Source organism: Streptomyces sp. NPDC015242 (genome assembly GCF_043079125.1).
In the GTDB taxonomy this organism is placed as follows: Bacteria; Actinomycetota; Actinomycetes; order Streptomycetales; family Streptomycetaceae; genus Streptomyces.
Genome location: NZ_JBIBUF010000009.1, coordinates 310,672 through 336,178, shown reverse-complemented (window position 1 = coordinate 336,178; position 25,507 = coordinate 310,672). Strand labels below are relative to the sequence as shown.

Genomic DNA, 25,507 nt, shown 5'->3' with positions numbered 1-25,507 from the left:
CTGAGCTGCGCGGATCAGCGCTGGGGCACCGCGCAGCCGTCCGGGCCGCAGGCCTCGGCGCCGTCCGTGCCGCCGTCCGGGCCGCCGTTCTCCGCGCCGTCGACGATCCGCAGGGGCGACCGCTCGCCGTAGGCCTGGGCCAGGGCGCGGGCGAAGACCTCGGCGGGCTGGGCGCCGGAGACGCCGTAGGTGCGGTCGAGGACGAAGAACGGCACCCCGTTGGCGCCGAGCTGCGCGGCCTCCCGCTCGTCGGCGCGGACCTCGTCGGCGTAGGCGCGCGGGTCGGCGAGCACCGCTCGCGCGCGCTCCTCCGCCAGGCCGGCGGCGACGGCGAGCTCCACGAGCCGCTCGTCGTCGTTGAAGACGGAGCGCTCGTCGGCGAAGTTGGCGCGGTACAGCAGGTCGAGCAGCTGCTCCTGGCGGCCGTGCTCCTTGGCGAGGTGCAGCAGGCGGTGCATGTCGAAGGTGCTGCCGTGGTCGCGGCCGCGGGTGCGGTAGTCGAGTCCCTCGGCGGCGGCCTGGGCGCCCAGGTTGTCCTCACCGGCCTCGGCCTGCGCGGGGCTCATGCCGTACTTCCTGGTGAGCATGGTGATCACGGGCTGGACGTCGTCCTTGGCGCGCCCGGGGTCGAGCTCGAAGGAGCGGTGCACCACCTCGACGTCGTCGCGGTGCGGGAACTCCCGCAGCGCCTTCTCGAAGCGGGCCTTGCCCACGTAGCACCAGGGGCAGGCGATGTCGCTCCAGATCTCGACGCGCATGACTACGGCTCTCTCCAGCTCTCGGGGTGCGGAGACTCCCTCCGCCGGGTGCATGAACGTTCAAGCAGGCGGGTTCATTCCCCGGGCACGGCGAACCGCGTCAGCAGGTCGTGGGTTCCGCCACGGCGCCAGATCATGGAACCCATGACGTGCCCGGGCCGTGCGGCGGTTCCCCGTCCGCGCTCAGCTGCCGTCCCGCAGATCGTCCGGCCAGTGCGGCAGGAACCGGAGGTGGTCGTACGTCACGACACAGCCCTCCCCCATCGGCGACTGGGTCATGAAGCCGACCAGCGCCGCGCCCGTCTCCTTCTCGTCGCCGAGGGTGAACAGCCGGACGAAGGTCCATCGCTCGCCGTCGTGGGAGGCGTGGAAGGCGAAGGCACGGCCGGTGCGGCTCACCCGCAGCCAGACGGAACTGCCCTCCACCGTTAAGGAGTTGGCGTCGTCCGAGTGGCCACGGGTGACCACCGTGCAGACGGTGGGGACGTCCGGGGAGTACTCCAGGCAGAGCTTGGCCCAGGCCCGCTCGCCCACGTGGACGTAGAGCACCCCGGCGTCGAAGGCCGCGCCGAACCCGACCGTGACCTTGGCGATCAGCTGGAAGTCCCCTTCGGGCGCCCCCAGCAGCCGCGGCGCGTCGGAGGCGGGGTCCAGCCCTTCCCCGGTGGGCGGCACGAACCGGTCCTGCCGCGCCCCGGCCCACCCGGTGAGCACGCCGTCCTCATAGGTCCAGTGGGCCTCGGGCCCGTAGGAGCGCAGCGGGAACGGCAGTTCGGGAAGTTCGAGATCCATTCGGCCCACTCTTCCAGACGCGCCCATCAGGGGCACGGGGAACGGCGCGGCAAGCCACGACGCACCGGCAGCCCGCGAGCCCCCCGCACCCCTGCGACGCTCAGCGCTCCAGCCGCCCGTTGAACCGCCGCGGCAGCCCCAGCGGGTTGTCGTCCCGCAGCTCGGCCGGCAGCAGCGCCTCGGGCGCGTTCTGGTAGACGACCGGCCGCAGCCACCGCTCGATCGCCGTCCCGCCCACCGACGTGGACGTCGACGTCGTCGCCGGGTACGGCCCGCCGTGGTGCTGCGCCGGGGCGACGGCGACACCCGTCGGCCACCCGTTCACCAGCACGCGCCCGGCCAGCGGGGTCAGCTCCTGCAGCAGCTCCGCGCCGCGGCCCTGCCCCGCGGCCTCCTCCTCGGACAGCTGCACCGTCGCCGTGAGGTTGCCCGGCAGCCGCGACAGGACGGCCTTGACCTCGTCCTCGTCCTCGTAGCGGGCCACCACGGTGACCGGCCCGAAGCACTCCTCCAGGAGCAGGTCGTGCTCGCCCTCCTGCGCCAGCCTGCTCGCGGGCACGGTGAGGAAGCCCGCGCTGACGGTGTGCTCGCCGCCCGCCCCGGGCGTGACCGGGGACTCGACGTCGGGCAGCCCGGCGCGCTCGGCGACACCGGCGACGAAGTTGTCCCGCATGCGGTGGTCGAGCAGGACCCCGGCGTCGGTGTCGCTGACGGCGTCGGTCAGCGACTTGAGCAGGGCGTCACCGGCGGCGCCGGACGGCGCGAGGACCAGGCCCGGCTTGACGCAGAACTGGCCGACGCCCAGCGTCATCGAACCGGCGAGGCCGGAGCCGATCGCCTCGGCCCGCTCGGCGGCGGCGGCCTCGGTGACGACGACCGGGTTCAGCGAGCCCAGCTCGCCGTGGAAGGGGATCGGCACGGGGCGGGCGGCCGCCGCGTCGAAGAGGGCCCGGCCACCACGCACGGAGCCGGTGAAGCCGGCCGCCGCGACCAGCGGGTGCTTGATCAGCTCCACACCGGCCTCGAAGCCGTGGACCAGGCCCACGACGCCCTCGGGGATGCCGTGCCGGGCGGCGGCGCGGCGCAGCACCTTGGCGACGTACTCGGACAGGCCCGGGTGGTCCGGGTGGGCCTTGACGACGACGGGGCAGCCGGCCGCGAGGGCGCTCGCCGTGTCACCGCCGGCGACGGAGAAGGCGAAGGGGAAGTTGGAGGCCGAGTAGACGGCGACCACACCGAGGGGCACCTTGTAGCGGCGCAGGTCCGGGATCGGCGGGGTGGCGGTGTCGTCGGGGTGGTTGATGACGACGTCGAGGAAGGCACCCTCGTCGACGATGTCCGCGAAGGCCCGCAGCTGGTAGCAGGTGCGGGCGAGCTCGCCGGTCAGCCGGACCGGGCCGAGGGCGGTCTCGGCGTCGGCGGTCTCGACGAGTCCGTCCTTGGCCGCCTCCAGCTCCTCGGCGGCGCTGCGCAGGAAGGCCGCGCGGACGGTGCGGTCCGCGAGCGAGCCGCGGGCCTCGTGCGCGGCGCGGACGGCGGCGTCGACCTCCTGGGCTGTGGCCTCCACCGCAACCTGCTCGCGCTGCTTCCCGGTTCGGGGGTCGACACTCCAGACTGGTGCTGCTGCCACCGCGGGTCCCTCCACACATGTATTGCCGCAGTACTGGGTCATCCACCAGGGGCGTTCGATATACTGAACGCTGTCTCCCATGATGAATATGCTGTGGAGACTATTTCCCGTCGAACGAAGGGGTCAAGGGCGATGTCGGCTGGCGAGACGGGCGGCGGGGCGCAGGTCAAGTCCGCGGTACGCACGGTTGAACTGCTCGAATACTTCGCCGGGCGTCCCGGTATGCACTCGCTCGCGGCGGTCCAGGAGGCCGTCGGCTACCCCAAGTCCAGCCTCTACATGCTGCTGCGCACGCTCGTCGAACTGGGCTGGGTGGAGACGGACGCGACGGGCACGCGCTACGGCATCGGCGTGCGCGCCCTGCTGGTGGGCACCTCGTACATCGACGGCGACGAGGTCGTCGCGGCGGCCCGGCCGACCCTGGACCGGCTCTCGGACGACACCACGGAGACGATCCACCTCGCCCGTCTCGACGGCACCAACGTCGTCTACCTCGCCACCCGCCAGTCGCAGCACTACCTGCGGCCCTTCACCCGCGTCGGCCGCCGGCTGCCCGCGCACTCCACGTCCCTCGGCAAGGCGCTGCTGAGCACCTACTCCGACGAGCAGGTCCGCAAGATGCTCCCGGAGACGCTGCCCGCGCTGACCGAGCACACGATCACGGACCGGGAGAAGCTCATCGAGGAGCTGCACCAGGTGCGCGAGCAGGGCTTCGCCGTGGACCGCGAGGAGAACACGCTGGGGCTGCGCTGCTTCGGCGTGGCGATCCCGTACCGCACCCCGGCGCGGGACGCCATCAGCTGCTCGGTGCCGGTGGCCCGGCTGACGCCCGCGCACGAACAGCTGGTGAAGGACGCCCTGTTCGACGCCCGGGACCGGCTGACCCTGGCCACCCGTAGGCTCTGAGGCATGAACGTCGAGCTGCGCGCGGTCCACGACAGCGATCTGCCGGTCTTCTTCCGGCAGATGAACGACCCCGAGGCGCTCCACCGGGCCGCCTTCACTCCGGCGGATCCGTCCGACCGGGCCGCCTTCGACGCCCACTGGACCCGGATCCGCGCCTCGTCCGACGTGGTCCGCACCGTGCTGGCCGACGGTGACGTGGTCGGCAGCGCGGCCGTGTACGGCGCGCCGGGCGAGCGCGAGGTGACGTACTGGATCGACCGCGCGTACTGGGGCAAGGGCCTCGCCACGGCCGCTCTGCGGGCCCTGCTGGCGGAGGTGCCCGAGCGTCCCCTGTACGCCAGGGCCGCTTCGGACAACGCGGCGTCGCTGCGGGTGCTGGAGAAGTGCGGGTTCCGCGCGGTGGCCACGGCCAGCGGCTACGCGCACGCCCGGGGCGCCGAGATCGCCGAGACGGTGCTGCTCCTGGAGGGCCGGCCCGACGGGACGCCTCCGGTCCCGGAGGGCTGAGGCCGTCTCCCCCGTCCGGCGGAGCCGGATCGTCTGCGCGCAGGAGGCGGCTCCTCGTCGCGCCGCGGGAGCCTGGGCGCATGACGCAGTCGATCGCTCCTCCCGCCGCTCCCCGCGGCGCCGTCCGCCCCAGCCGCCCCCGGCGGTTCCTGCGTGCCGTCGCCGTCCTGTCCTGCGTTCCCTACCTCGGGCTCAAGGCCGCCTGGATCGCCGGCAGCCACGTCGGCATCCCGGAGGGCAGCGCACTGCTCGACGACCGCCTCGCCATGGCTGTGATCAACGGCGTGTCCGTGCTGCTGGACAGTGCGGTGATCGTGCTGGCGCTGGTGCTGACCCGGCCGTGGGGCCTCCGGGTGCCCGCGTGGCTGCTGGCCTTCCCCGTGTGGGTCGCCACCGGGCTGCTCGCGCCGATCATGGCGGGCTTCCCCGCGCAGCTGGTCGTGCGGGCACTCGGGGCCGGCGGTGCGCGGCCGGAGGGGCGGGAGGCCTTCCTGCACGAGTGGGTGTTCGTCGTCGTGTACGCGGGGTTCATCCTCCAGGGCCTGGCCCTGGGCGGGCTGTTCGCGCTCCACGCCCGGGACCGCTGGGGCCACGTGTGGCGCGGCCGTGTCGGTGAGCTGCCCGCCGGTGTCCTCGGGCCGGCCCGTCGCGCGCTCGCCGTCGCCGCCGCCGTCGCCGCGCTGCCGCCCCTCGGCCTGCATCTGCTGTGGGCCTGCGGCGGCACCGCCGGACTGGGCGCGTCCAGGGCCGCCGGGCGCACCGCCGACTTCCACGTCCTGGAGGCCGTCTTCGTGTGCTTCCTGCTGGCGGCCGTCGCCGGCGGGCTGTCACTGGCCTTCCGATGGGGCCGGGCGCTGCCCGTACCGGTGCCGCTCGGTCTCGCCTGGGTCGGTTCCGGGGCCGTGGCCTGCTGGGGCGGCTGGCTCTCGCTCGCCTCCCTCGGCGGAGTGACGGACATCGCGGACCGTCCCACACCGCTGATGAGCCTCGCCTACGCTGGGCAGATGCTCGCCGGCTTCCTCGTCGCCGCCCTCGGCGCCCGCTTCTGCGCGGAACGTGCGGCCACAGCCGCGCGGCGGACGGCGTGAGGCGTGCCGTCCGGCTGCTGTTCGGCCGCCGGGCGCGGCTGCGCTGGGTGCACCTGATCCTGGGCGGCGCGCTCGCCATGCCGTACGTCCTGGTCGGCGAGGTGATCATCGGTCCCGCCACCGGTTCGCGGAACGTCTTCGGGTCCTTCCCGCTCCAGCTCGCCTCGTTCGGCGTGGGACTGCCGATCGCCGCACTCACCTCATTGTTCCCGCTGACCCGGCCGCTGGAGGCCGCCGCCGTGCGCTGGCTGTGCGGGGTCGGCGCGGACCGGCTCGCGACCGGTCCGGCCCGCACCCGCGGCGAGAAGGCGCGCACGGCCGGCTGGTACACGCTGCACCTGGGCCTCGGCGGGATCGTCGCGGGCATGTCGCTGGCCCTGCCGCCGTTCGCCGCCGTGCTGATCGCGCTGCCGGTCTTCGCGGGGCTGCGCGGCACCCGGCTCGGGCTGCCCGGGGTCCTCGACCAGAGCTGGGCGCTCGCGCTCGCCCCGGTGGCGGGCGTGGCCTCCCTCGTCGCCCTGGCGGGCTGCGCGGCCGGCTGCGGTGCGCTGCTGGCCCGCTGGGCGCCGCGGCTGCTCGGCCCCACGCCCGAGGACCGGCTCGCCGCCGCCGAGGCGCGGGCCGCCGACCTCGCCGTGCGCAACCGGCTGGCCCGGGAGCTGCACGACTCCGTCGGGCACGCCCTGAGCGCGGTCACCCTGCAGGCGGGCGCGGCCCGCCGGGTCCTCGACTCCGACCCGGAGTTCGTGCGCGAGGCCCTCGCCGCGATCGAGGACACGACACGGCGGACGGTGGCCGAACTCGACGCCGTGCTGGGGGTGTTGCGCGAGGGCGACGGACCCGGCACGGCCCCGGCACCCACCCTCGCCGCCGACCTGGACGGTCTGCTGGCCCGGACCCGGGCGGGCGGGCAGCGGGTGACCGCCACGGTCGCCGCCGACCCCGGGACCCTGTCCCCGCTCGTGTCCCGCGAGGCCTACCGCATCGTGCAGGAGGGGCTGAGCAACGCCCTCAGGCACGCCGGGGAAGGGGTCGCCGTGGACGTGCGGATCGAGATGGCGGACGGGGAGCTGACGATCACCGTGGAGAACCCGGTGACCGGGCCGGTGGCGTCCCGCCCCGGCGGCGGCCACGGCCTGCGGGGCATCGCGGACCGGGCCAGGCTGCTGGGCGGCACGATGACGGCGGGAACCACCGGACCGGCCGGGGAGATCTTCCGTCTGCACGTACGCCTGCCGTCGAAGGGATCCCGATGACCCGCCCCGCCCCGATCCGTGTCGTCCTGGCCGACGACGAGCGCATGGTCCGCACCGCGCTGCGCGCCATCCTCTCCGCCGAGCCCGACCTGGAGGTGGCGGGTGAGGCGGCCACCGGCGCCGAGGCCGTCTCGGTCGTCCGGGAACTGCGCCCGGACGTCGTCCTCATGGACGTCCGGATGCCGGGCATCGACGGCATCCGCGCCACGGAGCAGATCCTGGCGACCCTGGCCGAGCCACCCCGGATCGTCGTCGTGACGACGTTCGAGAACGACTCCTACGTGTACGACGCGCTGCGCGCGGGAGCCGCCGGGTTCCTGCTGAAGCGGGCCGACGCCGACGCGCTCGTGCAGGCGGTCCGGCTGGTGGCGCGCAGCGACAGCCTGCTCTTCCCGGCGGCGGTGCGCGCCCTCGCCACCGAGCACGCCCGGGCGCGCCCGGCCCCGCCCGCGTGGGTGGCGAGGCTCACCACGCGCGAGGGGGAGGTGCTGCGGCACATGGCGCGGGGGCTGACCAACGCGGAGATCGCGCGCCGGATGGGGGTCGGCCCGGCCACGGTGAAGTCGCACGTCGCGGCGGTCCTGGCCAAGACGGGCGCCCGGGACCGCACGCAGGCGGTGATCGCGGCGTACGAGGCGGGCTTCCTGAACGGCGGATGAGAAAACGGGGCGGGCGGAGGTGAATCCGGACGGACGGGAACGATCCGCCCCGCTCGGCTCGTCCTTCAGTTCGGTATGAACAAGACGATCAGGCGCGCCTCGGTCTTCACGCTGCTGCTGGTGTTGGCCCTGCTGGTCAGGGCGACCTGGGTGCAGTTCTACGAGGGCCGGGCGCTGGCAGACGACAAGAACAACCGGCGCAACGCGATCGAGACGTACTCGGCGCCACTGGGGAACATCATCGTGGGCGGCCGGTCGGTCACCGGCTCGGCGCCGACGCGGACGGGCGACCTCCGGTACAAGCGCACGTACACGGACGGCGAGCTGTACGCGGCGGTGACGGGCTACGCGTCGCAGGCCTACGCGCCGACCCAGCTGGAGGGCATCTACACCGACCTGCTCAACGGCACGGACAGCCGGCTGAAGTCGGTGATGGACACCGTCACCGGCCGGCGAGCCGACCCCGGCAGCGTGGTGACGACGATCGACCCGGACGTGCAGAAGGCGGCCTACCAGGCGCTCGGCGACAAGAAGGGCGGGGCCGTCGCCGTCGACCCGGAGACCGGGAGGATCCTGGCGGTCGTGTCGACGCCGTCGTACGACCCCTCGTCGCTCACCGACGCGAACACGGCGGGAGCGGCCTGGAAGAAGCTGACCGCGGACCCGGACAAGCCGCTGACCAACCGCGCGCTGCGGCAGCCGCTGCCGCCCGGTTCGACGTTCAAGCTGGTCGTGGCCGCGGCGGCGCTGGAGGACGGGCTGTACTCGTCGGTCGACGAGCGGACCGACAGCCCGGACCCGTACACGCTGCCGGGCACCGCCCGGCAGCTGACCAACGAGAACCCGAACGCGCCCTGCACGAACGCCACGATCCGTACGGCGCTGGAGTACTCGTGCAACAACGTCTTCGCGAAGATGGCCGTGCAGCTCGGCGAGGACAAGGTCAGGGCGATGGCCGAGAGGTTCGGCTTCAACGACGACGAGCAGGACGTGCCGGTCCGGGCCTACACGAGCGTGTACCCCTCCGGCATGTACCCGTCGGAGACGGCCCTGACCGGCATCGGCCAGTTCGACGTCACCGCCACTCCCCTGCAGATGGCGATGGTGTCCGCGGCGATAGCCGACGGAGGCAAGCTGGTCTCGCCGCACATGGTCGCGCGGATCACCGACAGCGGCGGTGACGTGCTGCGGGACTACGACGACGAGGCGGGCACGAAGGAGATCCTCTCCCCGTCGACCGCCGAACAGCTGCAGTCGGCGATGCGGACGGTGGTGGAGCAGGGCACGGGCACCAACGCGCGGATCCAGGGCGCGACCGTGGGCGGCAAGACGGGCACGGCCCAGCACGGCGAGAACAACAGCCAGGTGCCGTACGCCTGGTTCACCTCCTGGGCGAAGTCCGGCGGCAAGGAGGTCGCCGTGGCGGTGGTCGTGGAGCAGTCGGACGCGGCCCGTTCGGAGGTCAGCGGCAACGGGCTCGCGGCGCCGGTCGCGAAGGCGATGATGGAAGCGGCCCTGAAGGACTGAACCCCGGCGGCGCCGGATCCGTCTGTACCAGCGACGGGCCGCCCCCTTCCCCCCGGGGGCGGCCCGTCGTCCTCACTTCGCGCCCAGGAGCTGCTCGATCGGATCGATGGCGAAGTACACGAGGAACAGCGCCGAGGTCCCCCACAGCAGCCAGTGCACCTCCTTGGCCTTGCCGAGGACGGCCTTGATGACGACGTAGGCGAGGAAGCCGGCGCCGATGCCGTTGGTGATGGAATAGGTGAACGGCATCACGGCGATGGTGAGGAACGCGGGGATCGCGATGTCGTAGCGGTCCCAGTCGATGTGCTTGACCTGGGTCATCATCAGGAAGCCGACGGCGACCAGGGCGGGGGCGGCGGCCTGGAGCGGGACGATGGTGAGCAGCGGGGTCAGGAACAGCGCCAGCCCGAACAGGCCGCCGGTGACCAGGTTGGAGAAGCCGGTGCGCGCGCCCTCGCCGACGCCGGCGGCGGACTCGATGTAGGAGGTCGCCGAGGAGGCGGAGGCGGCTCCGCCCGCGACGGCCGCGGCGCCGTCGATGAGCAGCACCCGGCCGAGGTTCGGGACCTTGCCGTCCTCGTCCAGCAGTCCGGCCTCGGCGCTGACGCCGACGACCGTGCCCATGGTGTCGAAGAAGTCGGACAGGATCAGCGTGAAGACCAGCAGGACCACGGTGACCACGCCGACGCCGGGGGCGCTGAAGGCGCCGAACAGGTCGAAGTCGCCGACGAGCCCGAAGTCGGGGGTGTCGACGATCCGGTCGGGCCACGACGGTGTGGTCAGGCCCCAGGTCCTGACGTCGGCGACGGAGTCGATGACCATCGCCACGGCCGTCATGGTGACGATGCTGATCAGGATGGCGCCCTTGACCTTGCGGGCGAGCAGGCCGACCGTCAGCAGCACGCCGAGGCAGAAGACGAGCATCGGCCAGCCGGCGAGCGTGCCGGTGCCGCCCAGTTGCACGGGCACGGTGGTGTTGGCGGCGTCCGGGATGCGGCTGACGAACCCGGCGTCGACGAAGCCGATGAAGGCGATGAACAGGCCGATGCCGACGCTGATCGCCTGCTTGAGCGGCTGCGGGATGGCGTGCATGACGGCCTCGCGCAGCCCGGTCACCACCAGCACGCAGATCAGCAGTCCTTCGAGGACGATCAGGCCCATCGCGTCGTCCCAGCTCATCAGCGGGGCGATCTGGAAGGCGACCACGGCGTTGAGGCCGAGTCCGGCGGCGAGCGCGAGGGGGAGGTTGCCGGCGACGCCCATGATGATCGTCATGACCGCGGCCACCAGGGCGGTGACGGTGGTGAGTTGCACGGCGTCCAGCTGCTGCCCTGACTGGTCCTTGGCGCTGCCCAGGATGATGGGGTTCAGGACGAGGATGTAGGCCATCGTGAAGAAGGTGGCGAAGCCGCCGCGTATCTCCCGGCCGAGGGTGGAGCCCCGCTCGGATATCCGGAAGAACCGGTCGAGGCTGCTTGCCGGGGGCGGGCCGGCGGCCGGCCGGTCGGTGACCTGCTGCGGTTCGGACATCGTGCGTGCTCCTCGGTGCCGGGGTGATCGGTGTGCGGATGCTGGCCGGATTGTGCCCTCGTCGAACCCGGTTCAGGTTTTCTCCGTGTTACGGAATGCAAGGTCCGGCCCGCCATACGCTGTTCGAAGCCCCGTACGAACCATTCCGAGATCGCTGCTACGCTTCCGGATCTCGTCCGGATCAGCTCCGGATGATCACATGTCATCTACATGACACTCACAGGGCGCCCCCGTCCGGGAGTGCCCGCGCCGCTGCGAGGAGAGGTCGCCCGTGGGCACAGTCGTCGACGACGCCGCCTCCGTGGAGTTCCACGCCTTCTTCGAGCGCCACTACGCCGAACTGTCCCGGCTGGCCCACCTGCTGACGGGCGAGCCGGACACCGCCGACGACCTGGCGGCGGACGCCCTGCTGGCGTTGTGGCACCGCTGGGACCGGGTGCGCGCGGCCGACCATCCGGCGGCGTACGCGCGCGGGGTGGTGGCCAACCTGGCCCGCACCCGTATCCGCAGCGCGGTGCGCGAGCGGCGGCGGATCGCGCTGTTCTGGTCGCAGCGCGAGGAGAAGACCGAGAACCCGGACGTCGCGGGCGTGGTCGACGTCCAGGAGGCCCTGCGCCGGCTGCCGTTCCGCAAACGGGCCTGTGTGGTGCTGCGGCACGCCTTCGACCTCTCGGAGAAGGACACCGCGCTGGCCCTCGGGGTCTCGGTGGGTACGGTGAAGAGCCAGACCTCGAAGGGGATGGCCGAACTCCAGCGGTTGCTGGGCACGCGGGGGACGCCGCAGCGGATGCACGCCGCGCTGGGCGCTCCCCGCCGCTCGCCCGCCGTGGACGGCGTGCGCGCCGGTGAGGGCGGAGGAAGGGACCGATGACGATGCGGCGGGACGTGCACGAGGAGCTGCGCGCCCGGCTGCACGAGGCGGCCGGGCGGCACGAGCCGGACCGGGAGCGGATCCTGGCCCGGGTGGAGCGCGGGATGGCGGGTCCGGCCGTCCCCGGCCGCCGGGCGGCGCGTCCGCCGGTGGGCTGGTTGCGGGTGGCGGGAGCGACGGCCGCGGTGGCGGGCATGCTGGCGGTGGGCGGATACGCGGTCGCGTCCGCGGTGCGGGAGGAGCCCGCCCCGCCGCAGCGTGAGGTGGCGACGTCCCCCACGCCCGCACCGTCGCCGGAGGTGACGAGCCGGGCTCCCGCGCCGCCGGTGGACCCGGCGCCGAGCGCCACGCGCGGGGAGCGGGAGCCGAGCAGCCCGCCGCCCTCGCGCACGCCGAGCGCCTCCGCCCCGCAGCGGGCGCCCGCCGCCACCGAGGACGGGCCGCTGTGGTCGGACGGTTCGGTCGACCCGCACAGCAACGACTTCTGGGCCCAGAGCAACGTCACCCTGAAGAACCGGGAGCGACTGACCGAGCTGACCGTGCGGTTGCGCGTCGCGCAGACCGGCGGGGTCTCCGAGGCGGGCGCCTGGCGCTCCCTGCCCGAGGCCGACTTCACGCTCACGGTGGCCGAGGAGGACGGCTTCCTCGTCTACACCTGGACGCTGAAGGAGGGCCGTACGGTCCCGGCGGGCGAGTGGGTGTTCGCGGGGCAGTACGACCACGCCCGCGGGGGCAGGGACGCGGGCGCGGACCGCTACACGGCGACGGCCGCGACCGGTTCCCGGCAGCTGTCGGTCGGCGGTGGTTTCGCCGCCGTGGACGACGGCGACGGCGACTCGTGAAAAAACCCGGAAGACGCGGCAACCCTTTCCCGCACCGGTGGCGACCACTTCGCGCAAGAGTCACCACCCACTTGAGGAATCGGTACATGACTGCACCAGCAGAACAGCGCGTCCGCCATCGCCGCCGGGTCACCGGGCGGCGGGCGGTGATCGCCGGGGTCTCGGCCCTGGGCCTCACCGGAGCGGCGGTCCTCACGACGTCGATGCTGTCGACGGCGGGCGCCGCGTCCTCCTGGCCCGCGGACAAGGGCAAGACGCCCGTGTCGAAGACCATCGCGGTGTCCGGGGTCCGCGACGGCGGGATGAAGATGTTCTACGGCTCCGGCGCGCTCGGCGGCGACAGCCAGGACGAGGGCCAGGACCCCCTCTTCGAACTGGCCGACGGCGCGGTGCTGAAGAACGTCATCATCGGCACCCCGGCGGCCGACGGCGTGCACTGCAAGGGCAGTTGCACGCTGCAGAACGTGTGGTGGCTGGACGTCGGCGAGGACGCGGCCAGCTTCAAGGGCAAGTCGTCCTCGGCCGTGTACAAGGTGATCGGCGGCGGCGCGAAGAACGCCGACGACAAGGTGCTGCAGTTCAACGGCGCCGGCACGCTGACCGTCTCGGGCTTCCAGGTGCAGAACGCCGGCAAGCTGGTCCGCTCCTGCGGCAACTGCAAGACGCAGTACAAGCGCACGGTCGTGCTGGACGACATCGACGTGACCGCGCCGATGAACTCGATCGTCGGCGTGAACGCCAACTACGGCGACACGGCCACGCTGTCGAGGATCCGCATCCACGGCGACGCCAAGAAGAAGATCAAGACCTGTGTCCGCTTCGAGGGCAACAACACGGGCAAGGAGCCCAAGGAGCTGAAGCCGGCCGGACCGGACGGGAAGACGTGCAAGTTCACGGCCTCGGACATCAGCTACCAGTAGGACTCGCCCCCGGGTGACCCCGGTCCGGCCCTCGTCCCCCCTTGGGCCGGCCGGACGCCGGATGTCCGGCCCCCCAGCCGGACGTCGCGGCACCACGGCCCTCCGGAGCCCCCCTCCGGACGGCCGGACGGCACCGGCCGAGCCCCCCTCGGCCGGTGCGCGGGACGCCCCCGCCGGTTCGCACCCGGCGGGGGCGTCGCCGTGTGCGCGCCGGCCTGCGGCGTTTCGAAAGTTTCCGAATCACCGGCCTCCCGCGCACCCGTTGACGCGCTGACCCCCTGCGGTGACACTCCGAGGGCCGCCATCCAACAGAATCCCCCAGACTCCGACAGGAAGTGTCATGCGCCCCCGCATCGCCCGCACGCTCCTGCTCCCCTTCCTCGCCCTGGCCGCCCTCCTGCTGACCCTCCTCACGGCCCCGCCCGGCGCCGCAGATCCCGGAGCCCCGCACGTGCAGCAACCCCGGTACGCCGGATACCTCTTCGCCTACTTCACGGGGGAGGGCACCGCCGACGGCGAGCAGATCCGCTACGCCCTCAGCCGCGGCAACGACCCGCTGCACTGGCGCGAGCTGAACGCGGGCAAGCCGGTCCTGACGTCGACCACCGGCGAGAAGGGCCTGCGCGACCCGTTCGTCATCCGCTCCCCCGAGGGTGACAAGTTCTTCCTGATCGCCACCGACCTGCGGATGTACCGGAACTCCAGCGGCAGCTGGGACCAGGTCCAGCGGCACGGCAGCAAGTCGATCATGGTGTGGGAGTCCACCGACCTGGGCCACTGGACCGACCAGCGCCTGGTGCGGGTCTCCCCCGGAAACGCGGGCAACACCTGGGCCCCGGAGGCCTACTGGGACGACGAGCTGGGCTCCTACGTCGTCTTCTGGGCGTCGAAGCTGTACGCCGACGACGACCCGGAGCACAAGGGCGACACGTACAACAAGATGCTGTACGCGACGACGAAGGACTTCCGCACCTTCAGCGAGCCGAAGGTCTGGAACGACCCGGGCTACTCGGTCATCGACTCCACGGTCGTGAAGGACCGGGACACGTACTACCGCTACACCAAGGACGAGCGGGACCCCGGCTCCTCCGGTCCCTGCTCGAAGTTCGTCACCGGCGAGAAGTCCACCTCCCTGACGTCGACGGCGTACGACTTCGTGGCCGACTGCATCGGCAAGGGCGCGATGGACCGCGGTGAGGGCCCGACGGTGTTCAAGTCGAACACCGAGGAGAAGTGGTACCTGTTCATCGACGAGTACGGCGGCCGTGGGTACGTCCCCTTCGAGACCACCGACCTCGCCTCCGGCAGGTGGACCCCTTCGGCGGACTACCGGCTCCCGTCGAGCCCCCGGCACGGCACGGTCCTGCCGGTGACGCAGGAGGAGTACGACCGCCTGCTGGCCGCCTACCCGTCGACCCCCACCTCGGTGGTGGACGCGACGGCGAAGCGGCAGAAGGGCTACGCGCTCGTCACGGACAGCGCCTCGAAGGTGGTGCTGCCGATGGAGCCGGACGCCGACCTGCGGCGCCTCGCCCCGGAGCTGTGGGTGGGTGAGGGCGCCACGCTCAGCCCCCGGTCCGGCACCCGCCGCGACTTCCGCACGCCCCGGACGTACACGGTGACGGCCGCGGACGGCACGAAGCGCACCTGGACCGTCGAGGCCGTCCGCACCCGCAGCCCGGTCCTGCCGGGACTGAACGCCGACCCGGACGTGCACTACCTGAACGGCCGTTACTGGATCTACCCCACGACCGACGGCTTCCAGGGCTGGAGCGGCACGCAGTTCAAGGCGTACTCGTCGAAGGACCTGGTGCACTGGAAGGACCACGGCGTCATCCTCGATCTCGGACCTGACGTGACCTGGGCCGACCGGTACGCCTGGGCGCCCGCGATCGCCGAGCGCGACGGCAGGTACTACTTCTACTTCTGCGCCGAGCAGCAGATCGGCGTGGCGGTGGCCGACTCGCCCGCCGGCCCCTTCCGGGACGCGCTCGGCAAGCCGCTGGTCGCCAAGGGCGGGGCGTTGCCGGGTCAGATGATCGACCCGTCGGTCTTCACGGACGACGACGGCCGGGCCTACCTGTACTGGGGCAACGGCCGCGGCTACGTCGTGCCGCTCCACGACGACATGGTGTCCTTCGACGCGTCGAAGGTGCGGGACATCACCCCGGACGGCTTCCGCGAGGGCTCCTTCGTGATCAAGCGGAAGGGCACGTACTACTTCATGTGGTCGGAGGACGACACGCGCAGCGAGAACTACCACGTGGCGTACGCGACCGGGCCGTCCCCGCTGGGCCCGTGGAGCAAGCGCGGCACGATCCTGCAGAAGCGGCCCGAGTACGGCATCCTCGGCACCGGCCACCACTCGGTGGTGAACGCCCCCGGCACCGACGACTGGTACGTCGTCTACCACCGTTTCGCCCTCGACGGCCCCGGACGGCCGGGGGGCGACGGCACGCACCGCGAGACGACCGTGGACCGCCTGAGGTTCGCGGCCGACGGCGGCATCGAGCCCGTGGTGCCGACGCTGGAGGGCGTCGAACCGGTCCGGCGGTGACTCTCACAGGACGTCGTCGAGCCAGCGGAAGACCTCGTCCTGCATCTCGCGGGTGAAGACGTGGCCGAGCTCCGGCCACGTCTTCGTCCGTATCCGCTCCTCGGCGTCGTGCGCCCGCCAGACGGCGCGCAGCTTGCGGTGGGCGGCCCGTACGCCCTCGGCCGGGAACAGGGTGTCCCGGCCGCCGTGGAGGAACAGCATCGGCTTCGGGGCGGCGATGCTCGCCACGTCCGGTATGTCGAGGTGCCGGGCGAGCCCAGGGTGGAGCATGCAGTACGCCGACTGCCCGCGCAGCGTGTTGTTGCCGGGCACCATCATCTCCTTCAGCCCGGTCATCCAGCAGACGCTCGCGGCGGCCGCCACGTGGTCGCTGAGGGCCGCGGCCTGCCAGGCGCGGTAGGCGCCCATGGAGAACCCGACGGCCGCGACCCGCGAGGCGTCGACCCGGTCCAGTCCGGCCAGGAAGGCGGCGGCCCGCTCGTCCTCCCGGGCCATGAGCCCGGCGAGCGAGGAGCCGAGCTGGAACAGGTTGGCCGCGAGAGCCTGCTGCTGCTCGTACGCGAGGGGGCCGCGGTCGCCCCAGCCGAGGGCGTCCAGGCACAGCACGACATGGCCCCGCCGGGCCAGTTCGTCGCCGGGGAACCGGCCGCCGAAGTGCCGGCCGGCCCAGGCCGAGGCGGAGGCGAGGCGGGTGGCGTCGTACCAGGGCCTGACCAGCTTCTCCTTGCCGATGTCGAACCGGGAACCGTGGTCGTGCAGGAGCAGCACGGCCGGGAAGGGGCCGCGGCCGTGCGGGGTGAGCAGGGCGCCGCGCACGCGTGCCCAGCGGGTCAGGGACACGGTCACCAGCTCGCGGTCGTAGCCGTCGCCCGGCACCCGGCCGGTGGACTCCGGCGCGAACGGCACCCCGTCCTGCCGCTCGACGAGCAGGTGCTCCTCCACCGTGGCCCGGGCGGCCCGCCGCCAGGCACGCGGGTCGCGGACCGGGGACCGGCCCCAGGCGAGCGGGAAGGTCAGGGCCTGCTTCAGCGCGGGGTGGAAGCCGGGCAGCGGGCCGTCCACGACCGCCGCCCGGGCCCCGCTCAGCAACCCTCCTTCCACGGCTCCCAGCCGCCGAGGTGGGCGGCGCGGGTCGCCGACCGGGCCTGCTCGTCCGTCAGCTGGGGCCGGTTCCCGGGGACGGTCACCTCGGCCCCCGGCCCGGTGTTGCGGTACTCGGCGAACCGCATGCTCTGCCAGGGGTGGGCCTCGCGCATGTCGGCGTACGGCGCGACCGCGTCGATGCCGGGGCCGAGCCAGCTGTCCCGGACGGTGAGCATCGGCCGGGCGGTGAGGTCGGAACTGGGCACCCAGGGCCGGGCCAGCTTGTAGAAGCCGTCGGGCGCCTCGCTGCTGACGCGACCGCGGGTGACCAGGAAGCCGCGCGGGTTGGCGCCGGCGGTCGAGGGCGCGAACACGTACCCGTACGGGGGCCCGGCCAGGTCGGTCCGCGCCAGGGTGCGGAAGCGGCACCGCTCGAACACGGCCGTGGCGCGCCCGAAGACGAAGTCGACGTCGCCCTCGGCGTAGCAGTGGGCGAAGTACTGGCGGGCGAAGGTGCCCAGGGCCAGGGAGTCGGCGTACAGGGTGTCCTGGTGGCCGAGGAAGCGGCAGTGGTGGAAGGCGGACCGGTCGCCCTGGACCTTGAGGGCGACGGCCTGCGTGCCGGTGACACCGGGATGGTCGGCGCGCAGCCAGTCGTTGGCGAAGGTGATCCAGCGGGCGGTGAACCCGTCGGCCTGCACGGTGACGGTGGCGGAGCCGGAGGTGCCGTGGGTGCCGCCGCCGGGCCTGGGCGTGCCGGCCGCGTTGTCGTACACGACGACCACGTCCCGGGGGTCCTCGCTCGCCCCGATCCAGGTCATGTCCGTGCGGGCCGGGTCGACGGAGACCGTCTGCCGGTAGACGCCCGGGGCGATGACGAGGGTGTGGCCGCCGCCGTCCGCGGCGGCCACCGCGTCCCGGACGGTGGTGACGTCACCGGCGCCGCCGGGGTGGACGTACAGGGTCGTGGGGTTCAGGCGGGCGGCGGGTGAGCCGTACCGGCCGAAGGGGCGCGGGCGGGTGGTGGCCCGCGCGGGCCCGGCGGTGAGGCCGAGGGCGGTGGCGGCCGCGGCGCCCGCGGCGAGGAACCCCCGGCGGGAGACGGAACGGTGGGGCTGCGCGCGCATGCGGTTGCTCCTTCGCGTGCGGGTGGAAAGGGCCGGGGCGGGCAGGCGGGCCCGCCCCGGCCGGTTCGGACGAGCCGGTTCAGCAGACGCGTCCGGCGCCCGCCCGGGCGTCGACGATGCCGGGCACGGCCTTCGCGGGATCGACGCGGGTCCGCAGCGCCGGTGTCCAGCCGGCGCCCGGCTGGAGGGTCTCGCCGGGGATCTCCGCGTTGTGCACGGCGATCAGGTCGACGGCCCTGCCGTTGACGACGTTGCCGTTCGCGGTGACCGGCGCCTCGCTCCACTTCTTGAGGATCTTCGCCGGGCTCAGGCCCTTGGCCAGCGTGAACGCGTTGTGCTCGGCGACCAGCCGGGACTCCTTGCCGATGCCGTAGACGTAGCCCCACTTCTGGTCCTTGGTGACCACGAAGTGGTTGTTGTACGAGTCGACCTGCCCGAACCGCACCCGGGGCGCCCGCTCGACGATGCCCTCGAAGCGGTTGTGGTGGAGCGTGACCTTCAGCTTGCCCGCGTCGTCGGCGGTGGCGCTGTCGCTGTTGCCGATCAGCATGGTCTTGTCGTGGTCCCGGAACGAGTTCCAGGACACCGTCACGTGGTTCGAGCCGCGCACGACGTCGAGCAGCCCGTCGTGCTGCTGGTAGGTCTTGCCGAAGTACGACGGCAGGGAGCTGTCCGGGTGGCGGCCGTCGGTGAGCGTGTTGTGGTCGATCCACACGTGGGTGGAGCCGTGCACGACGACGCCGTCGTACTCGGAGTTCCAGGCGCCGGTGCCGTTGTCGTCGGTGGGGTCCCACTGCGGGAAGCAGTCGACCGGCGCCTCGACGGTGAGGTTGCGGACGATGACGTTGTCGACGCCCTTGATCTGCAGGCTGCCGCCGAGGATGCCCGCGCCCCTGCCGACGCCGATGATCGTGGTGTTGGCGGGCACGTTCGCCTTGATGGCCTTGTCCTGAGCGGCCGCGGACGCGGCCCGCAGGTCCTCCTGCTCGCCGCTGACCGGCTTGTCGTGGCCCCAGACGGCGGGGTCGTAGGCGGCGAGGTACTTCCCCAGGTCGTACCCGTCGGCGGCGAAGGCGTCGCAGCCCTTGGAGACGGCGTCGATCATCCCCTTGACCTTGATGATCCGGGGCGCCGTCCCGCCGTCCGCCAGGGCGGCCCGGAACTCCTCCCAGGTGGTGACGGTGTGGATCCGCGCGGCGTCGGCGGCGGCCCCACCCGTGGTGCCGGTGCCGTACGAGCCCCAGCCGTCGCCGGCCCCCAGGGTCTGGCGTGCCGCGTCCCGGGGCCCGGCCTGTGCGCCGGTGCCGGTCAGGGCGAGGACGAGCGCGGTGCAGCCGGCCAGCACCACCACTCTCGTACTGACATGATCATGACATTTACGAACGTTCATCGTGCGGCTCTCTTTCCTTCGTCGTCGGGGGTGTCACGCGGCGGCCTCGGGCCAGCCGATCCAGGACTCCGGGACCGGTTCGTCCAGCCGCCGCACGTCCCGCGGCCCGAGCACCCGCCGGCGCAGCGCCTCGCGCGCCACGAGCCGCGCCACGGCGATCGCTCCCGGCGGGTTGAAGTGCGTGTTGTCCTGCTCGGTGGCGGTCCAGTTGAAGTACGTCTTCGTCTCCTCGGGCCCCAGCTCCTGCCACAGCGCGAGCGACAGCGCCTGGAGGTCGAGGAGCGCGACTCCCTCCTCGGCGGCGAGGGCCCGCACGGCCGCCGGGTACTCCCCGTGCGTCGGCAGGGCCTTGCCGTCCGCGTCGAACCTGCGCCGCTCCACGGACGTGGCGAGCACCGGCCGCACCCCATGGGCCCGGGCGCCGTCGACATACAGCCGCAGGTACTCCTGATACGTCGACCAGGGCTCGGTGTAGCGGGCGGGATCCGCCGTCTTCTGGTCGTTGTGCCCGAACTGGATGAACAGCAGATCCCCGGGCCGTGTCGCGGCGAGCACGGCATCGAGCCGCCCCTCGTCGGCGAAGCTCTTCGAACTCCGCCCGTTCACGGCGTGGTTGGCGACCACCAGGTCCTTGCGGAGGAAGAACGGCAATGCCGTTCCCCACCCGGTCTCGGGCGCGGCGTCGGCGTATTTCTGCGCGGCGGTGGAGTCGCCGGCGATGTGCAGGGTGCGGCGGCCACGCGCCTGGGCGCTACCGCCGAACCCCAGCGCGAGAGGAACAGCGGCCATTCCGGCGGCAGCCACTCGTCTACGACTCAAAGACACGCAGAGTTCCTTTCGAAGAGGGTGAGGTCCACGCCTTGAGGGGCGCGGGGAACTGCGCGACCGGCCAGGGACGGCCCGCACCTGCACCGCACAGGCCGTCCCACGGCGAAACCCGGCAGCCGCTCACCCGTTCTGCTGGTTCCACTCCTCCTGCGCGGTGTTCAGCTGCTCGGCCATCGTGTCCAGGAAGTCCTCGGCGCTCATCTTCCCGAGCAGCACCTTCTGGAAGTTCGGCTCGTTGTCGGCCTTGGATATCGTGTTCCAGTCCGGCAGGTAGTACGGCAGCTGCACGATCGTGGTGGATCCGTCCGACAAGGCGTCGGCGGCCAGCTTCGTCGGCTCCGCCTTCGCGATCCACGCGTCCTGCGCCGCGTCCGTGTTCGACGGGACCTGCCCCGCCGCCTCGTTGAACTTCGAGTTCTCCGCCTTGGACGTGGCGAACTCGATGAACTTCCAGGCGGCCTCCTTGTTCTTGCCGCTCTTGAACAGTCCCAGCCCGTCCACCGGGTTGGACACCTGCACCCGCTTACCGCCGGGCCCGGTCGGCTGCGGAATGCCGCGGAACTTGCCGGCCCCGAGGGCCTTCACGTGGTCCTGGTACGAGCCGAGGTTGTGGTTCAGCATGCCGATCGTGCCGGAGTCCCACTGCGCGACCATCTTGGTGAAGTCGTTGTTGAGGTCGGCGGCCGGGGTGACCTTCTTGTACAGCGCCGCGTACTTCTCCAGCGCCTCGACGTTCTTCGGGTCGTTCAGCGTGGTCTTCTCGCCGCTGGAGTCCCAGAACGAGGTGATCCCGGACTGCCCGTACATCGCGTCCAGCGCCTGGGCGATGGACCCGGCACCGCCCCGGATGGTGTAGCCGAACTCGTTCCTGCCCTTGTTCGTCAGCTTGTCCGCGGCCTCGTAGAACCGCTCCCAGGTCGTCGGCTCCTCCAGCCCCGCCTTCTCGAACAGGTCGGTACGGTAGTACAGCACGCCGTTGTTCGCGGAGGTCGGGATCGAGTACAGCTTGTCGTCGCCCCCGCCGGCCGCCTTCAGCGACTCGACCATGTCCTTGTTGAGCTTGCCGTTCAGGGACGAACCGGCGAGCCGGTCGTCGAGCGGCTCCAGCGCGCCCTGCGCGGCGAAGCCGGCGATCATCGCCGATCCCACACCGCCGACGTCCGGCAGCCCGCCGCCCTGGAGGGCGGTGTCCACCTTGGACTGGTACTCGGTCGAGGCGATCCCGACGTACTCGACGTCGATGTCCGGGTTGGCCTTCTCGAAGTCGGCGATGATCTCCTTCCAGATCTCGGTGCGGACACCGCCGTTGTTGTCCCAGAAGACGATCTTGCCCTTGCCGCTTCCCTCGGCGCCCTTGTCACCGCCCGCTCCGCTGCCGTCGTCGCCGCAGGCGGTCACGGTCAGCGCGAGGACGGCCCCCAGGGCGACGGCCGTGGCGGCGCGCCTGCTTCTGCGATTGCTGATCTTCATTGGTCGGCTCTCTTCTTCTTCTGGATCCAGCGGGACTTGAGGTGTGGGGGTCAGTGGTGGGCACGGGGCGCCCGGTGATCCGTCCCCTCGGGAGGGGCGGCGGCCGTGCCGGGCCGCTTCGGTGTCGGCAAGCGCTTGCTACGGAAGTGCGTCATTGCGGCTCCCACAGGCGTACGGGTGGCTTACGAGGGCGTGAGTCTGAACCGGGTGAAGGTCGCGGCTCCGGCGTGCCCCGGGCCGGAGGGCGCGAGCGCGACGAGGCCGAGCAGGGCGCCGACCCAGCGCCACGGGGTGGCGGCGAAGACCGGGCCGGAGGGCCGGAAGCCGTCGCCGGTGTCGGCCGAGAAGCGGCAGCGGGCACCGGGGCCGATGTCGATCCGCAGCCGGGCCCGGCCCTTGGGCGCGAGCCTCGGGTGGGCCGCGTCCCGTTCGGCCTCCGCGGCCCCCTCGGCGAACCGGTGCACCAGCTGCGCGGTGCCGTCCGGGGCGCGCTGGAGCCCGATCCAGGAGAACGCGTCCCCGAGGACCGCGAGTCCGGCCCGCGCCCCGGGCTCGTCGCTGTCGAGCCGCAGCTCCACCTCGGCCGCGCAGGGCGTGCCGGGCAGCCGCTGGGTGAGCACGTTCGGCAGGACGCGCAGGTCGTGGGCGTGGGCCGAGCGGAGGCAGGTCAGCCGCAGTCCGTCCCCGGAGTGCTGGGTGGCCCAGCCCTCGCCCGGGTTGGCCGTCCACTGCCACTGACGTCCGAACCGTCCGCCGGGGAAGTCGTCGTCGGTGGCCGGGGCGGCCGGCGGCTGGGGCGGCAGGGCCGGGCGCCGGTGCACGGTGACGGGAGCGCCGTCGTCCCCGACGACCGGCCAGCCGTCCGGCCCCCAGGACATCGGCTGCAGGTGCACGACCCGGCCGTAGGGCCCGCGCTGCTGGAAGTGCACGAACCAGTCCTCCCCTGACGGGGTGCGCACCCAGCCGCCCTGGTGGGGTCCGTTGACCTCGGTGTCCTTCTGCTCCAGCACGATCCGCTCCTCGTACGGCCCGAAGAAGCCGCGCGAGCGGAAGGCGCCCTGCCAGCCGGTCTCCACTCCCCCGGCGGGGGCGAGGATCCAGAACCAGCCGTCGTGCCGGTACAGCTTGGGCCCTTCGAGGGTGAACCAGCCGGGGATGCGGTCACCGTCGACGATCACCTTGCCCTCGTCGAGGAGTCCGGTGCCGTCGGGGCGCATCCGGTGGCCGGTCAGGCGGTTCTTGACGCCGGAGCGGGACTTGGCCCAGGCGTGCACCAGGTAGGCCTCGCCGGTCTCCTCGTCCCACAGCGGGCAGGCGTCGATCAGGCCCTTGCCCGCCTTCAGCAGGTGCGGGCGGGTCCACGGGCCCCTGATCCCGGGTGCGTTGATCTGGAAGACGCCCTGGTCGGGGTCGCCCCAGAAGATCCAGAAGCGTTCGTCGTGATACCGGAGGGACGGGGCCCACACGCCGCAGTCGTGCCGGGGCGTGGCGAACTCCTCCGCAGGTTCCAGGCGTTCGAGGGCGTGGCCGACCAGGGTCCAGTTGACCAGGTCGCGGGAGTGCAGCAGCGGCAGGCCGGGGGCGCGGCCGAAGCTGGAGGCGGTCAGGTAGAAGTCGTCGCCGACGCGGACGACGTCCGGGTCGGACCAGTCGGCGTCGAGGACGGGGTTGGTGTAGGTCCCGGCGCTCATCGGCGTTCCCGGGGCCGCGGGCGTCCCGGAGGTCACGCGCTCACCGCCTTGCGGACGAGGGACGCGGCGGTGTCCCGGCCGAGGCGCCCGTCGGCGACGACGGTGACGATCCGGCGCACCACGGTCTCGCCCGGCGCGACCGGCAGCCGTTCGTCGTGCGCGAGCGAGGAGCCGACCCCGGGGTACTCCCCGGTGCGCACGAACCACGGGTCGCGCCGGGTGGCTTCGGTCACCCCGGCGAAGACGAGTGTCCAGCCGGACCCGGCCAGGGCGAGCCAGCCGGCGTGGCTGCCGTGCACGGCGGCCTCGCCCTCGGCGCCGGCCGTGAAGACCTCCGGCGCCGCGGCCTCCTTGCGGGCCCGCCAGAAGAAGCCGCCGTAGGCGGCGCCCGGGCGGCCGTTGGTGGCGGGGCTGCCGATCGACAGCGGCGCCCCGGTGACGTTGGTGAGCGAGAACGTGAGGTCCAGCGCCCACGCCTTGGAGGTGAGTTCGGTGGCCGCGACCGTGCGGCGCTCGCGCAGCAGTTCCCCGCCCGCCGCGACCCAGCGCAGCTCCTCCACGAAGCCGTCCGGGTCGCGCAGCTGGAAGGCGACGTGCCGCTGGGAGCCGTGGTTGTCCAGCTCGGTCGGGCCCTGGTCGCGGACGTAGGTGCGCCCGCCCCAGAAGTTGAACCCCTCGACGTCGGGAACGGCGACACCGACGCCGAGGTGGTGTGGGTGGTCGGCGGGGCCGAGCTCGGTGACCGCCGTGCCGGCCAGGGTGGTGACGGGGTGCAGATAGGGGCGCGGGGAGAGCCGGGCGGGCAGTTCGGGCCGCGTGACGTACCGCCCGACCGGCCGGCCCGCGACGCGCAGGACGACGGTGTCGCCGCCGGTCATCGGGTGCTCACCTCTTTCGTCCGGTGCGGCGCGGCCGGTGCCCAGGGGGCGCCCAGCTCCGAGTAGAGGGAGAGGGTGTCGGCGGCGGCCGCGACGAGCCCGTCGACACCGGGCACCACCCGGCGGTTCTCGCCGGGGACGCGGTGCCAGGCGCCGTCCGGCAGGGGCGCCGGGTCGGGAGCGGTGCGGATGGCCTCCACGACCCTCATGAACGCGCCGGTCTCGTCCGGCGGGACCAGCAGGGCCGCGCCGGTGGTGAGGTGGTCGACGAGGTTCTCCAGCAGGTCGGTGCGGCCGTGCTGGAACTCCTCGGGGCCGTGCCCGGCGCGCTGCAGCAGCACGCGGTCCTGCTTGTACCAGAAGGTGATGCGGCCGCTGCTGCCATGCACCAGCACGTACGGCTCGTCGGCCCGCTCGGCGCACAGCGTCGCGGCGACGGTGACCGGGTGGCCCTGCGCGGTGGTGATCCGCACGCAGGAGGTGTCGTCGGACTCGATGGCGTTGCCGCGCAGCAGTTCGGTCTCGATGGCGAGGACGTCCTCGGCGCGGGTGCTGCCGCCGAGGGCGAGGGCGGTGGCGACGGCGTGCGCGAGGGGGTTGGTCAGCGCCCCGTCGACGACGTCGGTGCCGTTCATCCGCCGCTTGCCCGCCCAGGGCGCCCGGCGGAAGTAGTCCTCGTCGCGCACCCAGGCGCCGGCGCCGCCGAGCCCGGCCAGGGTGCCGATCGCGCCGTCGGCGATCAGGTCCCGGACGGCGGGCACGGCGTGCGAGCCCAGCGACTGGAAGCCGATCTGGCAGACCACCCCGGCGGCGGCGACCCCGTCGGCCATCCGGCGGAACTCCGCGTAGGAGGGGGCCGGGGGCTTCTCCAGCAGCAGATGCACCCCGCGTTCGGCGGCGGTGAGCGCCAGGTCGGTGTGGGTCGGGATGGGCGTGCAGACGACCGCGGCCGCGGCGCCGGTGGAGTCCAGCAGGGCACCGAAGTCGGCGGACTGCTCGGGGGCGCCGAGGTCGCCTAGTTCGTCCTCGGTCAGCGGCGTCAGTTCGCAGACGCCGGCCAGCCTGACGAGTCCCCGGTGCTGCAGGCGGCGGATGTTCTCCAGGTGCCAGCGGCCGTGCCCGCGGGCACCGGCGAGGACGACGGGGACGGGGGTGCTCAGGGGGTCGATCACGCGACCGGTCACGGGGTCCTCCCCG

Annotated in this window: 22 protein-coding genes; 10 read left to right on the top strand and 12 right to left on the bottom strand. The window is 72.8% G+C overall.

Translation table 11 applies throughout. The annotated features are described in order from the left end of the window. Positions 1 to 14: 14 nt before the first annotated feature. The 3 genes from ACF07N_RS29580 to ACF07N_RS29570 form a co-directional block, all read right to left on the bottom strand. On the bottom strand, positions 15 to 758 hold the full coding sequence (locus tag ACF07N_RS29580; protein WP_392118634.1) for a DsbA family oxidoreductase: 744 nt from the start codon (positions 756 to 758) through the stop codon (positions 15 to 17). 183 nt (positions 759 to 941) lie between these two features. Then, positions 942 to 1,550 (bottom strand): DUF1349 domain-containing protein, encoded by a 609-nt coding sequence (locus ACF07N_RS29575; protein WP_392118631.1) that lies wholly within the window; start codon positions 1,548 to 1,550, stop codon positions 942 to 944. Between the two features lie 100 nt (positions 1,551 to 1,650). Then, on the bottom strand, positions 1,651 to 3,180 hold the full coding sequence (locus ACF07N_RS29570) for an aldehyde dehydrogenase (NADP(+)) (protein ID WP_392118629.1): 1,530 nt from the start codon (positions 3,178 to 3,180) through the stop codon (positions 1,651 to 1,653). 132 nt (positions 3,181 to 3,312) lie between these two features. Between ACF07N_RS29570 and ACF07N_RS29565 the strand changes: the two genes are divergently transcribed. The 6 genes from ACF07N_RS29565 to ACF07N_RS29540 all read left to right on the top strand — a co-directional run bounded on the left by ACF07N_RS29565 (position 3,313) and on the right by ACF07N_RS29540 (position 9,123). After that, on the top strand, positions 3,313 to 4,086 hold the full coding sequence (locus ACF07N_RS29565) for an IclR family transcriptional regulator (RefSeq protein WP_234849529.1): 774 nt from the start codon (positions 3,313 to 3,315) through the stop codon (positions 4,084 to 4,086). A gap of 3 nt (positions 4,087 to 4,089) precedes the next feature. Next, positions 4,090 to 4,593 (top strand): GNAT family N-acetyltransferase, encoded by a 504-nt coding sequence (locus ACF07N_RS29560; RefSeq protein ID WP_392118626.1) that lies wholly within the window; start codon positions 4,090 to 4,092, stop codon positions 4,591 to 4,593. 80 nt (positions 4,594 to 4,673) lie between these two features. Next, positions 4,674 to 5,681, top strand: a complete 1,008-nt coding sequence (locus ACF07N_RS29555) for a hypothetical protein (RefSeq protein WP_392118623.1) — start codon at positions 4,674 to 4,676, stop codon at positions 5,679 to 5,681. Continuing rightward, complete coding sequence (locus tag ACF07N_RS29550) at positions 5,678 to 6,937, top strand: sensor histidine kinase (protein ID WP_392118620.1); 1,260 nt, start codon at positions 5,678 to 5,680, stop codon at positions 6,935 to 6,937. The genes ACF07N_RS29555 and ACF07N_RS29550 overlap by 4 nt, the downstream gene beginning before the upstream one ends. Further along, positions 6,934 to 7,596, top strand: a complete 663-nt coding sequence (locus tag ACF07N_RS29545; RefSeq protein ID WP_392118617.1) for a response regulator — start codon at positions 6,934 to 6,936, stop codon at positions 7,594 to 7,596. Before ACF07N_RS29550 ends, ACF07N_RS29545 begins: the two co-directional genes overlap by 4 nt. A 75-nt stretch (positions 7,597 to 7,671) precedes the next feature. Beyond that, positions 7,672 to 9,123 carry a peptidoglycan D,D-transpeptidase FtsI family protein gene (locus ACF07N_RS29540; protein ID WP_392118614.1) on the top strand — a complete coding sequence of 484 codons (1,452 nt, stop codon included), beginning with the start codon at positions 7,672 to 7,674 and terminating at the stop codon, positions 9,121 to 9,123. A gap of 72 nt (positions 9,124 to 9,195) precedes the next feature. Here the strand turns inward: ACF07N_RS29540 and ACF07N_RS29535 are convergent, their stop codons facing one another. Further along, on the bottom strand, positions 9,196 to 10,653 hold the full coding sequence (locus ACF07N_RS29535) for an NCS2 family permease (protein WP_392118611.1): 1,458 nt from the start codon (positions 10,651 to 10,653) through the stop codon (positions 9,196 to 9,198). 271 nt (positions 10,654 to 10,924) lie between these two features. On the opposite strand from ACF07N_RS29535, the gene ACF07N_RS29530 reads away from it, so the two are divergent. From ACF07N_RS29530 to ACF07N_RS29515, 4 genes are all read left to right on the top strand, one after another. Further along, complete coding sequence (locus tag ACF07N_RS29530) at positions 10,925 to 11,524, top strand: SigE family RNA polymerase sigma factor (RefSeq protein WP_392118609.1); 600 nt, start codon at positions 10,925 to 10,927, stop codon at positions 11,522 to 11,524. Further along, positions 11,521 to 12,366, top strand: a complete 846-nt coding sequence (locus ACF07N_RS29525) for a hypothetical protein (protein ID WP_392118606.1) — start codon at positions 11,521 to 11,523, stop codon at positions 12,364 to 12,366. Before ACF07N_RS29530 ends, ACF07N_RS29525 begins: the two co-directional genes overlap by 4 nt. Positions 12,367 to 12,452: 86 nt before the next feature. Beyond that, positions 12,453 to 13,286, top strand: a complete 834-nt coding sequence (locus ACF07N_RS29520) for a pectate lyase (RefSeq protein WP_392118603.1) — start codon at positions 12,453 to 12,455, stop codon at positions 13,284 to 13,286. A 340-nt stretch (positions 13,287 to 13,626) separates the two neighbouring features. Further along, positions 13,627 to 15,843: a family 43 glycosylhydrolase gene (locus ACF07N_RS29515; protein WP_392118600.1), complete on the top strand. Its 2,217-nt coding sequence runs from the start codon at positions 13,627 to 13,629 to the stop codon at positions 15,841 to 15,843. A 3-nt stretch (positions 15,844 to 15,846) separates the two neighbouring features. Here ACF07N_RS29515 and ACF07N_RS29510 read toward each other — a convergent pair whose 3' ends face one another. The 8 genes from ACF07N_RS29510 to ACF07N_RS29475 all read right to left on the bottom strand — a co-directional run bounded on the left by ACF07N_RS29510 (position 15,847) and on the right by ACF07N_RS29475 (position 25,494). Beyond that, positions 15,847 to 16,929: a dienelactone hydrolase family protein gene (locus ACF07N_RS29510; RefSeq protein WP_392118798.1), complete on the bottom strand. Its 1,083-nt coding sequence runs from the start codon at positions 16,927 to 16,929 to the stop codon at positions 15,847 to 15,849. After that, the gene (locus ACF07N_RS29505) at positions 16,926 to 18,053 is read right to left on the bottom strand and encodes a pectinesterase family protein (protein ID WP_392118597.1); all 1,128 of its coding nucleotides are present in this window, start codon (positions 18,051 to 18,053) and stop codon (positions 16,926 to 16,928) included. The genes ACF07N_RS29510 and ACF07N_RS29505 overlap by 4 nt, the downstream gene beginning before the upstream one ends. A 79-nt stretch (positions 18,054 to 18,132) precedes the next feature. After that, complete coding sequence (locus ACF07N_RS29500; RefSeq protein WP_392118594.1) at positions 18,133 to 19,443, bottom strand: polysaccharide lyase family 1 protein; 1,311 nt, start codon at positions 19,441 to 19,443, stop codon at positions 18,133 to 18,135. 33 nt (positions 19,444 to 19,476) lie between these two features. Further along, a complete protein-coding gene (locus ACF07N_RS29495) occupies positions 19,477 to 20,268 on the bottom strand; it encodes a rhamnogalacturonan acetylesterase (RefSeq protein WP_392118591.1) in 792 nt (263 codons plus the stop codon). A gap of 123 nt (positions 20,269 to 20,391) precedes the next feature. After that, positions 20,392 to 21,741, bottom strand: a complete 1,350-nt coding sequence (locus ACF07N_RS29490) for an ABC transporter substrate-binding protein (RefSeq protein WP_392118588.1) — start codon at positions 21,739 to 21,741, stop codon at positions 20,392 to 20,394. Between the two features lie 182 nt (positions 21,742 to 21,923). Then, on the bottom strand, positions 21,924 to 23,432 hold the full coding sequence (locus tag ACF07N_RS29485) for a family 43 glycosylhydrolase (RefSeq protein ID WP_392118585.1): 1,509 nt from the start codon (positions 23,430 to 23,432) through the stop codon (positions 21,924 to 21,926). 32 nt (positions 23,433 to 23,464) lie between these two features. Beyond that, the gene (locus ACF07N_RS29480; RefSeq protein WP_392118582.1) at positions 23,465 to 24,310 is read right to left on the bottom strand and encodes a PmoA family protein; all 846 of its coding nucleotides are present in this window, start codon (positions 24,308 to 24,310) and stop codon (positions 23,465 to 23,467) included. Beyond that, complete coding sequence (locus ACF07N_RS29475) at positions 24,307 to 25,494, bottom strand: Gfo/Idh/MocA family protein (RefSeq protein WP_392118579.1); 1,188 nt, start codon at positions 25,492 to 25,494, stop codon at positions 24,307 to 24,309. The genes ACF07N_RS29480 and ACF07N_RS29475 overlap by 4 nt, the downstream gene beginning before the upstream one ends. Between the last annotated feature and the right edge of the window lie 13 nt (positions 25,495 to 25,507).